We start from the raw sequence: 12,439 nt of genomic DNA, 5'->3' as shown, positions 1-12,439 counted from the left end.
ATGGTTAATCAACAGACGTGTATTGTTTTATTTATTCTTTCTGGTATGGATCGTTAAGTTTATTTATTGTGTGATCTTTGAAAACTGAAAAACAACGGGAGTGGTCTATATTTCTAATGGGACAACTGTCATTCATTCGCGCAAACTATCTCTTTACCTTCAATTAAGGGGATTTATGCTGGTTGCGATTGGTGATGATTTGAAGAGTGATAGGAATGTTTATTTGTTTTGCTCTAGTGAACGCTTACAACAGGCAATGGCAGATTATAAAACCGACCATGAATTTTATGAGTATGCCAGCAGAATGCCAGTAAGGAGCTAAACTAATACATTCCAATCATTCTATTCCAACATTTGTTGATGTTTATGGCGAGAAGTATACAAATAAAATTTTAAATATGAAGCGAAGGATATTGGAAGGTGAAACTGATCCGAATACGTTTGTAGTTATTGATTTAGAGGCTTCACTCGGTAAATCGGTGGAAACAAATAAGATTTTGAGAAACTACATCGAGTCCTATCAGTTCACAGGTATCAATTATGGGAAGCCATACAGGAAGTTTTTGTTGGTGAAGCGGTTTGCTAAGGACGTTGAAGATTCAGAAAAGTACATAGGTAAAAATATTGACAGGTTGTACCAAGGATTTGGAGACAGTAGCGAACGAATTATAGGCAAAGGTCAGCATGTTATTGGGATTACAAGTGAAAGTTGGCAGAAGCATTATCGCCATAATCTTGAGGTTGTACAAGATTCGGATGTTCTCATTATTACGCATTCACGCTATAAAATGCTGTGTGAAGACGATGAACTAAGACGATGGTTCACAGAGGGCAGACACACACAAATCATAGACGAACGCATTGACTTCGATATTGCCAGTTTCAGTAGGTCGGAGTATAACAATCTATTTTCTATTTTACCGCATACTCTTCATCCCTTGTTGTATGATGCTGTCAGGGGTTTGCTTGATCAGGTTAATGAATGTGAACGAATGAAGACGGCTGAAGGGAAGAAACTTTCCAGCAGGGGAATTATCAAGTGCCATCCCAAAATAGATAGCTTGGAGCCTGTCTATGAGTTGTGTAAGGTCATAAATAAAAACAAAGCAGAGATTACCCGTGACAAAGGATTACCAGTCTATAATAATCTCAAAGGCATTGTGCAAAAACTGGAATTATTTTATAAAAACACATGCTATTACAATTATCATTCGCTTAGTGCATATAACAGAAAGCACAGATTGTTTTGTCTAGACAACAATGTAATACTAGACGCTAACGGACAAATAGACCATCTATACAGTGTGAAGAACGGGAATATCAAATTTATTTTGGATAAACAATCCAAGCTTATTGATCATTCAGGCTCAACGATAACACACATTAAATTCAGCACCAGCAAAAACAGCATTCATAAGAAGCTGAACACAGAAATCAATCAGAATGAATACTTTGAAAAGATAATAAATTTCATCAAGCGCAACTTTAAGTTTGATAAACGCTATTTGGTTGTCTTACATAAGGAGTTCGTGTCATCTGTTAACGGTGATGAAGGTGATTTTATTCGTCAACTCAGACAAATTGGATTCACGGATATTGCCATAGGGGATGAATATAATGGCGAATCTATATCAGTTAACTGGTATGGGAATCTAATTGGAAAAAATACTTGGCGTGACTTTGACTGTTGCTATTTACTTGGAACACCTAATCAACGTTTCGAGTCCCATATCATCCATTTGTGCCAGTATACAGATAAACACGACTGGAGAGTGTCGTTAGATATTATAAAGAAGGAGAAGGCTAGAGGCTTCAAAAACAGGAATTTAGAGAAAATCAGACAGTGCGATATCATATCAGAGATGTATCAGACTGTTAAACGTGTACAGCGTATTCCTAAACCCAAAGCAGAGATATACATAGTAACCAGTAGCGGAGAAGTGTTTAATAAAGTAGCCAAGCAATTAAAGGGGATTAAGATAGCTAAGCCAATTCCATTGGTTGTAGATGATTTCGTGAGCAAGCATGAATTAAACGGTGATGCAGGACTATCTACAAAAGCAACAATGACAGAGAGGATCATGGATTGGTTACTTAGCCAGCCACAGGGAACATATCCAAAGAGGGACATAGCCAAGCAATTTAATATTAAAAGTAGCCATTTTGCGAGACATTTCAACAAGGATTTAAGTCTGGTACAGACATACCTGAACACAAAACAGATTCTAATTGAATATCGTTCTGTCATTAGGTTGTAATGTCTAAGCTACTTTAACAATAAGATCAAAAGAATCTCCGCAAGCGCTACGCTATTGCTACGTCATCCAGTCACGGGGTGACTGTCTGTAATTTGGATTCTTGCACTTGATCAGATACTAATCTATCCATTCTCCCTATATATATTATATAAAAAAGTGGCGAGATTAAGAAAAAAGTGTTGATATCATTGAGTTTTTTGCATATTTGGTTTTGCAAGTTATGGCTGAAATTAGTGTGAAATAGGCTGAAACTTGCAAATCAGATGGCGAGATTGAGAAGTATACAAATGAACAATGTGGCGTATGCCATGCTGTAAATGTTAGAACACGACCCGCTAAGGGGAGTTTTCTAATCGTTATAGCTGCATAAGTAGCAAAAAGATTGGAAGCTATATTTTGATTTCTGTGTTTTGTTACATGAATTATGGGAATCAGGGTGTCAGATTAGTTGGCAGATGGGATAACAGAATAGGATGTATTTGGTCAAGATGGATTATTATTGACTCGTCTTTAGTGCATCCATTTTCTGAATAATTTACAGGGAATTAGATACTTCTTCATAGACAAGGTATTTGTAAGGGGAAGGACAATAACTGTTATTCATAGATACATCTATAGGGATTAGCGATAAAATTAATTTAGGGACTCATCTTTACGTTTTCCCATGCAGCAGCATAGACTTACCATAGAGGCGGTTTGTAGATTAGATGTAATGAAGTAGCCGACTTATTTTTATAATGAGGTGTAATCATGGACGGTAAAAAATTTGTTCTTATGCTTTTACTTTTTTGCTTGTTGGGTATTATAGGGCTAATGTCTTTAATCTACGGATTCATCTGGCTAGTATTCAATGGATAGCTTATAAAATCAACATTTGACATGGAAGCAGGTCAATTGAGTACAGATGGGATACATATTGAGTCGAAACAGTTTATTATGACAGCCATAAGGGATGAAGGTTATCCATATGAAGTTGTTAGGACGTTCTTAGACAATTATTATTGCTTAGACGATCTGGAAGCGATTTTAAAGCGTGTTTACGGTTAGGGAGTAGTTAGAAGTAGGTTAGCAAGTTAGAAAGGCTTAGAATTGGAATTATAGATTTTCAGCAGGTAGACAAACAAGGAAACGAAAACGGAGGTAAATATACATACATGGAAGAAGAGATGTTAAAAGCTTTAGGATCATATCCCCCACTTTTAGATGTAAATCATATTCAGGAAATACTTATGGTGGGTCAGGCAGCAGCCTACAACGAATTAAATTCTGGCAATTTCCCAGTGATGAAAGTAGGTAAACAGTTACGAGTAGCAAAGCCACTTTTCGCAAAATACATAATCGAATCATCCACTTATAGCAATGTATAACCATGTATAAAGAAAGAACACACCAAGCAATTAATTTTTGCCAAATGTGTTCTTTCTTTATGATGTAGTGGTCACACACTGGTCACAAAACCTCAAAAAAACGATGAAATTCAATAAGGTAGTTTGTGACTAGATGAGAAGTAAGATAAGAAAAAACACTGATACATAAGGTTATTTGAGGTTTCATGAGACTACATGAAAAGCTTTTGCCCATGGAGCGTACATGGCTGCTTTTTGCCCAAACGGAATCTTTATTACGTTTCCAGCATCTTCAAGAGAGATTTTATTTTGTCGCCCAAATGCTGTGGATAAAACTGCAAAGGAACATACGGACGTTGAGCTGCTTTCAACGCCTTATATACATCGATTTGGCCATATCCGAAATATTTGTCATGCCCCGGTGTACCCAAATCAATCACGCTGTTCCTCATCAAATCCATGACTTCTTTGTTCGTCAGGTCGGGGTTGATGGAACGAACGAGGGCGGCAAGCGCTGATACATGCGGACTGGCCATTGAAGTGCCTGAGAGGGCAGCGTATTGGTTCCCCGGATACGTGCTTGCTATGCTTGCGCCGGGGGCCATAACGTCAACATAATCTCCGTAGTTGGAAAATGAAGCCCGGTGCATGGACGCATCTGTGGCAGATACGGCAAATACTTCAGGATAGGCTGCGGGATAGCCAGGCCGTTCCGTATTATCATTTCCCGTGGCTGCGACTAATACAACATCCTTGTCATAGGCATATTTAATCGCATCGTGTAAAAATTCAGCTTGCGCATAATTACCGAGGCTCAGATTAATGACCTTGGCTCCATGGTCTGCAGCCCATATAATACCCTCTGCCACGGAATATGTGGTACCGGAGCCTGATTGATCGAGTACCTTGACTGGCATAACCTTGTTGTACCATGTCATGCCAGCAACACCCTCGCCGTTGTTCACAAGCGCGGAAATAATGCCAGCAACATGCGTTCCGTGACCGACGTCATCGTAAGGCTTTTCCTTCGGGCTGACTACGTTGTGTCCCGCTAGGATTTGGCCCTTTAGATCAGGATGGTCCATATCCACTCCCGTATCCACGACGGCTACGACTACATTTTTGCTGCCTTTGGATAGCGCCCAGCCCCGGTTGGTTTCAGTGGCCGGCAGATTCCACTGATAGCGGGAAAAGAGCAGGTCATTTGGAATAGAGACATCCGATGCTTTTACAGGTGTTTTTTCATTAGTCAGATACATGTAGTGAGGTTCTGCATATACCGGGTTCCACTTCTGCGAGAAATATTGCTGTAGCTCTTTGAAGCTCATGTTATTCGAATGGAACACATACGTATAACCAAGCTTTCGGCCTGGCTCACAGTTCAAATCTGCTGCAATTTCGCGTAATTGCCGTTGATCAGGATTTTGGCGGAAGCGAACGACAATTTCATTTTCAAAATAATGGCTCGCATTTTCATTGTCATGACCCGTTTTGACGGTAATATCATGCAGTGTGTCGGGATGTACAGATTCGATTTTGTAGCTGCCCTCCTTCGGGTATGGGATCAGACGCAGGTTTTTACGCTGATGCTTTTCCACGTCACGAAGCACTTGCTGGCTGACCAGCGCGGCAACGCCGTATGTCCCGTCAGTCGATGGCTCTGCCATGACAAAATATTTTCCACCCTCTGCCTGAAAAGCAGCGGACTCGTAAGATTTATTTTGCAGGACGGAACGGCGAGCCGCAGCCAGGCTGTTTTTGACTTGAATGTGATTAAGCAGACGAGGTTGTGCCTTGCTGCCTGTGTAGGTAGTGCTCTTCCCTTCATGTGTATTGATCCACTGTAGCGTGTGAAGATGACTGTGCGACTGCTGAAGCTTGCGGGCAAAATGCTTTTTCTGATCATTAGTTTTATCATTCAGTTCTCGCATTACGTATTCAATATCCTGTCTGGCATCCATGCGAGTGATGGTATCCGTAGCGGACAAGTCCAAAGCCAACATTCCTTTTTTGAGCTTCTTTTCCTGCTGTGGCACCATTTTTGCCGTATATTCGGGCTGTGGTGTGTGGCGGTGATCTCGGGAAGGCAGCATCAGGGTGATGATAAGCACCCCGGCGGCTGCTCCGATCAGGGGTTTTAACCATTTTTGCCGAGACATGGGACCGTCCTCCTTGGGAGTTTATGAATTTATGGTTTAGCGTGAGAAGGTTGGCATGTTTTTATACCTTTCAATCCTTATTTGTGTTAGGATAAATACTGAAAATTACAGCTCTTTCGGTTAGAAGGATCTATTTTCGGGTAACCAAATTGATGAACAAGCAACAAATAAGGGGGAGCTGCATTAATGTCAGCAGTCAACGTACAAAAATTATGTGAGTCTGCGCAGGAGAAACTGAAATCTGCCGTGGAACGGGTGGAAGCATTCCTTAATGAACATGCACTGCCGGAGCTGGCTGTGGATCGCAGTGAGGAGTCTGTACTCTTTTACAAAGGCTTTTTGTCGGATCTCCGCCATGTCCTTGTTTTTTCTGAAATATCTTATGAAAAGCTGGGTGTGGCTTTGCGCCGTGCCAACTTTGACGTCGATTTTGCGGAAAAGGCATTGTATAACGTTTACCATGACTGCGTGAACAGCTTTTTTTATCCCAAAAATGAATCTTACGCAGAGGATGGACGCTACGCTTATACGGGACAAGATGCTATACGCTTCCGTAAAACGCCAGTAACGCCCGCCCGCGAAGTGATCATGGACATTACGAAAAATTTTGAAGAATTGCGCGATGATCTTGCTTATTATGAAAGTGATTATTTGACTCACCGCCGGATGCAGACTCGCCGTACACATGCATAAGCATCTAGCCAGATATTTCTAAAAAACAAAAACATACGAGACAAGCAAGCCGTTTCCTGTTTGCTTCCTGCCAGTTCGGAGGAGGTGCCGGAAACGGTTCTTTTCGTATGTCACCAACTGCCATATACCATGGCGCATAGGTGAACGCTACGGAGGAGACAATGAATCCGAGGTGATAATCATGAGCCAAGAGGCCAAGCCAATAGTCAAATGCAGCGTAGCCAATTGTCATTATTGGGGAGAAAACAACTTGTGCAAGGCAGATTTGATCATGATAGAAATTGACAGTCATGCCGGGAAAAAATTTGATGAAGAATATGCGGGTGAAAGCTTCAGCTCAGCCGAACGTGAACAGGCTGCAACATCTGCTGCAACCTGTTGCCACACTTTCAAACCAAAGTCTCTGTAAAGTTCATACCACGAATCATTACGTAATTGGAGGTGCAGTGTATTATGGAGGGTCATGAAAATGACAAGCATCGAGACGAAGGGCATTTTAGCCGTGAGCGTGTGGATTATCCCCGTCGTATTCAAGAACGTTATGCCAAGCGTCGCAATCACCAGGAGGAATATGCGGCTGAGGTAGCTCCAGGCTCACCAGCCGTGACTCGGCATGAGGACAAGGATGAGCAGCATGTCATAAGCCAAAGTGGACGTATCTCTGGCTATATTGGTCTAGCCGCAGGAATTGCTGCACTGTTTATGTGGTCTATTGTTCTGGGGCCTATTGCTGCGGTGTTGGGCTTTTTTGCTTATGTAAATGGTAACAAAACAACAGGTATTTGGTCGATTGGACTGGGTGCGCTGGCGACATTAAGTTACTTTGCTTTTATTCCATTTGTTCGCTGATCTCGTGAAGGCACGAAAAGCCAAGTGATCGCTTGCTCTGTTCGAGTAAATTATAAGCGATCTATTCTGTATTGACACAGTACCATGAAGCTCCGCTGTCAATTCGACGATGCGGAGCTTTTTTCCTTAAAAAGTATGGCAGTACATAGCAAAACGTTGTATCATAAGCAGTAATGATAGGCTGTTTGGGATATAACAACTAAAGAAAGTTGGGAATGCCACATGCAAATAGATCCGCGCGTGTCCAAGGCCATAATAGATACGCAGTTGTTGAGTAATATAGGTGCTACAGCACAAACGGGTACAACGGACGCTTTTTCCGGATTACTTGAGCAGGCAGGACAGTTGGAGACAGATGATGCTGCAGCTCGTGTAAATTCAGGGGACGTTACAAGGGATGAAAATGGGTTGCTCTGGCTCCAATTGGGACCCTCGAGGGGAACGATTTCGCCATTGGCGGTATATCCTGCTTCCAGCACAGCAACCGATGGGCCGACCAAACCTACAGCTTATGATGATTTAATTAACGAGGCCAGCAATAAATACGGGGTTCCGGTGTCGCTGATTAAAGCGGTCATTGATACGGAATCTTCGTTTAACCCGCTGGTCACTTCTTCAGCTGGAGCCAAAGGGCTTATGCAGCTTATGGATGCTACGGCCCAGGGATTGGGAGTTAGCGATGCGTATGATCCTGCACAAAATATTGATGCCGGAGTTCGTTATTTGTCTTACCAGATTAAGCGTTTTAATGGACAGGAAAATATGGCCTTGGCAGCTTATAATGCAGGCCCCGGACGGGTACAGCGATTGGGCGTGAACAGTGACGAGCAGTTGATGGCTGTGATGAACATGCTTCCGGTAGAAACGCAAAAGTATATTACCAAAATACAGAATGCACGTGAAAAATATACGTTTTAAGCCCTGTAGCTTATAAAGAAAAAAACAAAATTTTAATCAGACAGATCCGCAGGTGGGATCAATATGGGGAACGGGTGTCACTGTGTAATGCAGTGGCCTTTCCCTGTTTTGGTCTTTTTTTTGTTGTAGAGGTTGCAGTGCAGAAAGGGGAGTTTCATGAAGTATTTTGATTATGCAGCGACAACTCCACCTTTTGAAGAGGTGATTACGACGATTGCTGAGGTGATGAGACTCCACTATGGCAATCCGTCCTCAATGCATCGGTATGGAGAAGATGCGGATAAGCTGCTTAAGCGTTCCCGGGAGGTTTGTGCTACAGCTTTGGGGGTGCATCCGGCGGAGATTGTGTTCACATCCGGGGCAACGGAAAGCAACAATCTCGCTATTAAAGGAGTGGCCTTGCAGTATCAGGCCAGAGGCAAGCATATCGTTACGGTGTCGACGGAGCATCCGTCCGTGTATGAAGCTTGCAGACAACTGGCAGACCTCGGTTTTGAGGTCACATTTTTGCCCGTTGATGCGGAAGGGCATGTCAGTGCCAAGCAGGTATGTGCAGCTATCCGTAAAGACACGATTTTAGTCAGCATTATGCATGTCAATAATGAGACGGGAAGGGTACATCCGTTGCGTGATATCGGAGTAGCGTTGAAGGAACAGTTCCCGCGTGTACTGTTCCATGTTGATGGTGTGCAGGGCTATGGAAAGCTTCCTGTGGATATCCGGGGCTGGAGGGCTGATCTGTACAGCCTGTCCGCACATAAGCTGCGCGGTCCCAAAGGAGCCGGACTACTTTTTATTCGGGAAGGTGTGGAGCTTTTCCCACTGCTTAGTGGAGGCTCTCAGGAACAGGGATTTCGTGCAGGTACGGAAAATGTTCCGCTGCTCGTCGGTATGTCCAAGGCGGTCCGGCTCGCAGGAGAGCGGCAAGCAGAGGAAGCGCAGCGTATGACTGGGTGGAGAGATCGGCTAGCCACGGAAGTGAAGACGATCCCGCAATTGCTATTGAATAGCGGGGAGGAAGCGCCGCACATTGTCCATTTTTCGTATCCGGGTATGAAGGCAGAGGTGCTGCTGCACACGCTAGAGCAATTGGGCGTGGCTGTTTCGACCCAATCGGCTTGTTCCTCCAAATTGGCCGAGCCTAGTCGGGTATTACTGGCGATGGGTCGCAATGAGGCGGAGGCGTCCGGTGGCATTCGGATCAGCTTCGGTGATGAACATACAGAACAGGATATTGACGAGCTTATTCTCGCGCTCCACCAGGCTGTGGCACAATTGGAATCCCTTGAAAGGTGGAAACGTTAAAATGCACTATGACATGCTGTTGCTTCGCTTTGGCGAATTTACATTGAAAGGGAAAAACCGTGCCCGTTTTGAAAAGGCGGTACTGAATCACGTGAAACTGTTGCTCAAGCCGTTTCCCGGCGCTTCTTTGCGTAAGGAATTTGGACGGATTTATGTCGTTCTCGGGGGAGAGTCTTATGAGAAGATCATCCAAGTATTGCAAAAGGCGTTTGGTATCACCACCATCAGTCCTGTTAAAATGGCTCCTGTTGAGCTTGACACGATTATTGAGACCGCTGTAGCCTTGATGCGTGAGTTGAATCCGACGGAAGGAACGACTTTCAAGGTAAATGCTCGCAGGGTGTGGAAAGGATTTGCCCATTCATCACATGAGATGAATCATTTGATTGGTTCGCCGGTACTGCGCGGGTTTCCAGTGTTAAAGGTCGATGTTCGTCAACCGGATATCGAGCTACGGGTGGAAGTCAGAGAGCAGGCGGCTTATATATTTAGCGATATTATTAAGGCTGTAGGAGGCTATCCGTTAGGTACAAACGGCAAAGCTATGCTGCTGCTCTCGGGCGGAATCGACAGTCCGGTAGCGGGATGGTCCTCCATGCGCAGAGGATTGGAAATCGAATGCGTCCATTTTTACAGCTACCCGTTTACGAGTGAGCGTGCGAAAGAAAAAGTTATTGACCTGGCGAGGGTATTGGCGGGTTACGCGGGACGCATCAAGATTCATCTCGTACCTTTTACGGAGGTGCAGACGGCTTTTACACGTACTGGACAGGATAATCTAATCATCACGCTGATGAGACGGTCCATGCTGCGTATTGCTACGATGCTGGCGGAGCGTGAAGGCGCACTGGCGCTTGTGACGGGTGACAGTCTAGGCCAAGTAGCCAGCCAAACCTTATCGAGCATGAATGTGATTGGGCGTTCGACCGAATTACCGTTGCTGCGTCCTCTCGTGATGATGGATAAACAGGAAATTACGGAAATAGCCAAGCAAATCGGCACATACGATCTATCTATCCTGCCGTATGAGGATTGCTGCACATTGTTTGTTCCCAAATCCCCAACGACCAATCCTAATTTATGGGTTGTTCAAAAGATCGAAGCCTCTATTCGGGATTTAAATACGTTGATTGAGCAGGCCGTGGCTACAACGGAGACTGTTGTTCTTGAGGCAGATGGGGCTATAGAGGGACGTCAAGAGGAAGTTGTGCAAGAGGATTGGTTTTAAAATCTTTTAAGATGCTGCGTTTAGCGGTATATAAAAAGGCAGATCCATCGACTATTGTCGGGTCTGCCTTTTTTAGATTATAGATATACAAGTATTTTTCTTAAAATTATTTCAAAACGGCTTTTTTTCGACTGGATATGGCTCTGCGGTTTTGAAGATAGCCTGTGAGCAAAATACCAACCATCACTGAGGCAATAAACAGGACACGCAGCGCGGGATGTGCGGTAAAGTATGGCTCCAGCTTGCGTTCCTCGGTAATCATATTGGAGGCAGTATAGCCAAGCACAGCCGAGCCCAAATAGATGATCCACGGGAACTTGTTAATAAGCTTGATGAAAAGAGTGCTTCCCCATACGACAATCGGCACGCTGATCAGCAGACCGAGCACCACCAGTATCAAATGCTGCTGGGCAGCGCCTGCGACGGCAATCACATTGTCCAGTCCCATGGCTGCATCAGCTATAACGATGGTACGGATAGCCCCCCATAAAGTCGTTCCTGCTTTGACTTCGGCGTGATCCTCCTGATCTACCAGCAGCTTATATGCGATCCAGATCAGCATTACACCCCCGACGAGTAACAGCCACGGCACTTGAAGCAGCCAAAGCACAACAATCGTGGCGGCTATACGAATGAGTAGAGCACCTCCGGTACCGTACAGAATCGCTTTTTTTTGCGGTTCGGGCGGTAATTTCCGGGCGGCAAGTCCAATGACAATAGCGTTATCTCCTGCAAGCAGAAGATCAATAAATATCACATTAAGCAGTAGCCCAAAAAACTGAAATCCGGACATGTCAATCGTTCTCATCTCCCTGATTAAACAACGTTTCAGTATGCTCTGTTTATGATTAATACCCGTTTTTCGGAAATACGATTCATTATATTGCTGTTTGCTACTGATTTCAAGGATTATGCTCAACTAATCGGGTATTGATTTTTAATAAATGATGGCACACAGCATAGCCTCGTCCTATTTCGCATACAAGTAGCATGGGGGTGTTTGTACACATGGAGCATATCATTTTGCTGTTAAAAATATTAATGATCAATTTGGTGTTAAGCGGTGATAATGCGGTTGTTATAGCCATGGCGAGCAAAAACTTGCCTGCAAGGCAGCGGAGCCAAGCAATATGGTGGGGAGCGCTCGCCGCAGTTGTCCTGCGCTGTGTATTGACTTTTGCAGCTGTCCTTTTGCTGGGCATACCCTTTATTCAGGCGGCGGGCGGTCTGCTTCTGTTATGGATTGCGTTTAAGCTGCTTTATGAGAATAACGATAATGTGGGAGTAAGAGCAGAAACAACTATATGGAAGGCTATACAGGTGATTCTGGTGGCGGATTTTGTGATGAGTCTCGATAATGTATTGGCTATTGCAGCACTTGCAAATGGGGATATCGCCATCATTGTCATCGGTATTGCGATCAGCATTCCAATTGTGGTGTGGGGGAGCAACGTTATTGCAGTCTGGCTTCACCGTTTCCCTGTACTTGTTTTACTCGGATCTGGAATATTGGCTTTCACGGCAGGCGAAATGCTACTGCGTGATCCCAAACTGGAAGCATGGTTAACTGGGTATGGGGAAGTTTTACATTCATGGTTACCGGGGTTGCTGGCCATCGTAGTTGTAATAGCAGGATTGTATCAGCAGTTGCGAGCCCGCCGTATTTGAACGTAGTTTTTTTGG

12 protein-coding genes are annotated in these 12,439 nt (G+C 44.1%); 10 read left to right on the top strand and 2 right to left on the bottom strand.

Annotated elements, in window-relative coordinates; genetic code table 11:
* Nucleotides 1-100: 100 nt before the first annotated feature.
* The 3 genes from ACIFQM_RS06705 to ACIFQM_RS06695 all read left to right on the top strand — a co-directional run bounded on the left by ACIFQM_RS06705 (nt 101) and on the right by ACIFQM_RS06695 (nt 3,625).
* On the top strand, nt 101-322 hold the full coding sequence (locus ACIFQM_RS06705; protein ID WP_430065168.1) for a DUF5659 domain-containing protein: 222 nt from the start codon (nt 101-103) through the stop codon (nt 320-322).
* Between the two features lie 91 nt (nt 323-413).
* Complete coding sequence (locus tag ACIFQM_RS06700) at nt 414-2,258, top strand: hypothetical protein (RefSeq protein ID WP_430048675.1); 1,845 nt, start codon at nt 414-416, stop codon at nt 2,256-2,258.
* 1,154 nt (nt 2,259-3,412) lie between these two features.
* Entirely contained in the window at nt 3,413-3,625 is a 213-nt protein-coding gene (locus tag ACIFQM_RS06695; protein WP_430041723.1) for a DNA-binding protein, read from the top strand.
* A 254-nt stretch (nt 3,626-3,879) separates the two neighbouring features.
* On the opposite strand, the gene ACIFQM_RS06690 is transcribed toward ACIFQM_RS06695, so the two are convergent.
* Nucleotides 3,880-5,763, bottom strand: a complete 1,884-nt coding sequence (locus ACIFQM_RS06690) for a S8 family peptidase (RefSeq protein ID WP_430048672.1) — start codon at nt 5,761-5,763, stop codon at nt 3,880-3,882.
* Between the two features lie 186 nt (nt 5,764-5,949).
* On the opposite strand from ACIFQM_RS06690, the gene ACIFQM_RS06685 reads away from it, so the two are divergent.
* The 6 genes from ACIFQM_RS06685 (at nt 5,950) to thiI (ending at nt 10,756) form a co-directional block, all read left to right on the top strand.
* The gene (locus tag ACIFQM_RS06685; RefSeq protein ID WP_430041727.1) at nt 5,950-6,456 is read left to right on the top strand and encodes a YpuI family protein; all 507 of its coding nucleotides are present in this window, start codon (nt 5,950-5,952) and stop codon (nt 6,454-6,456) included.
* A 181-nt stretch (nt 6,457-6,637) separates the two neighbouring features.
* The gene (locus ACIFQM_RS06680; RefSeq protein WP_430041729.1) at nt 6,638-6,865 is read left to right on the top strand and encodes a DUF1540 domain-containing protein; all 228 of its coding nucleotides are present in this window, start codon (nt 6,638-6,640) and stop codon (nt 6,863-6,865) included.
* Between the two features lie 44 nt (nt 6,866-6,909).
* A complete protein-coding gene (locus ACIFQM_RS06675) occupies nt 6,910-7,305 on the top strand; it encodes a hypothetical protein (RefSeq protein WP_430041731.1) in 396 nt (131 codons plus the stop codon).
* A gap of 222 nt (nt 7,306-7,527) precedes the next feature.
* Complete coding sequence (locus tag ACIFQM_RS06670) at nt 7,528-8,223, top strand: lytic transglycosylase domain-containing protein (RefSeq protein WP_430041733.1); 696 nt, start codon at nt 7,528-7,530, stop codon at nt 8,221-8,223.
* Nucleotides 8,224-8,379: 156 nt separating this feature from the next.
* The gene (locus tag ACIFQM_RS06665; protein WP_430041735.1) at nt 8,380-9,528 is read left to right on the top strand and encodes a cysteine desulfurase family protein; all 1,149 of its coding nucleotides are present in this window, start codon (nt 8,380-8,382) and stop codon (nt 9,526-9,528) included.
* Between the two features lies 1 nt (nt 9,529).
* On the top strand, nt 9,530-10,756 hold the full coding sequence (gene thiI / locus ACIFQM_RS06660; RefSeq protein WP_430041737.1) for a tRNA uracil 4-sulfurtransferase ThiI: 1,227 nt from the start codon (nt 9,530-9,532) through the stop codon (nt 10,754-10,756).
* Nucleotides 10,757-10,862: 106 nt separating this feature from the next.
* Here the strand turns inward: thiI and ACIFQM_RS06655 are convergent, their stop codons facing one another.
* On the bottom strand, nt 10,863-11,549 hold the full coding sequence (locus tag ACIFQM_RS06655) for a TerC family protein (protein ID WP_430048668.1): 687 nt from the start codon (nt 11,547-11,549) through the stop codon (nt 10,863-10,865).
* Nucleotides 11,550-11,764: 215 nt separating this feature from the next.
* Between ACIFQM_RS06655 and ACIFQM_RS06650 the strand changes: the two genes are divergently transcribed.
* Nucleotides 11,765-12,424, top strand: coding sequence for a TerC family protein (locus ACIFQM_RS06650; protein WP_430041741.1), 660 nt, complete (start codon nt 11,765-11,767; stop codon nt 12,422-12,424).
* Nucleotides 12,425-12,439 lie beyond the last annotated feature (15 nt).

The sequence above is a fragment of the Paenibacillus sp. NRS-1782 genome (genome assembly GCF_050467685.1).
GTDB classification, from domain to species: Bacteria; Bacillota; Bacilli; order Paenibacillales; family Paenibacillaceae; genus Paenibacillus; species Paenibacillus terrae_A.
The sequence above is the reverse complement of the archived record's forward strand: the minus strand, read 5'-3'. Positions and strand labels throughout refer to the sequence as shown.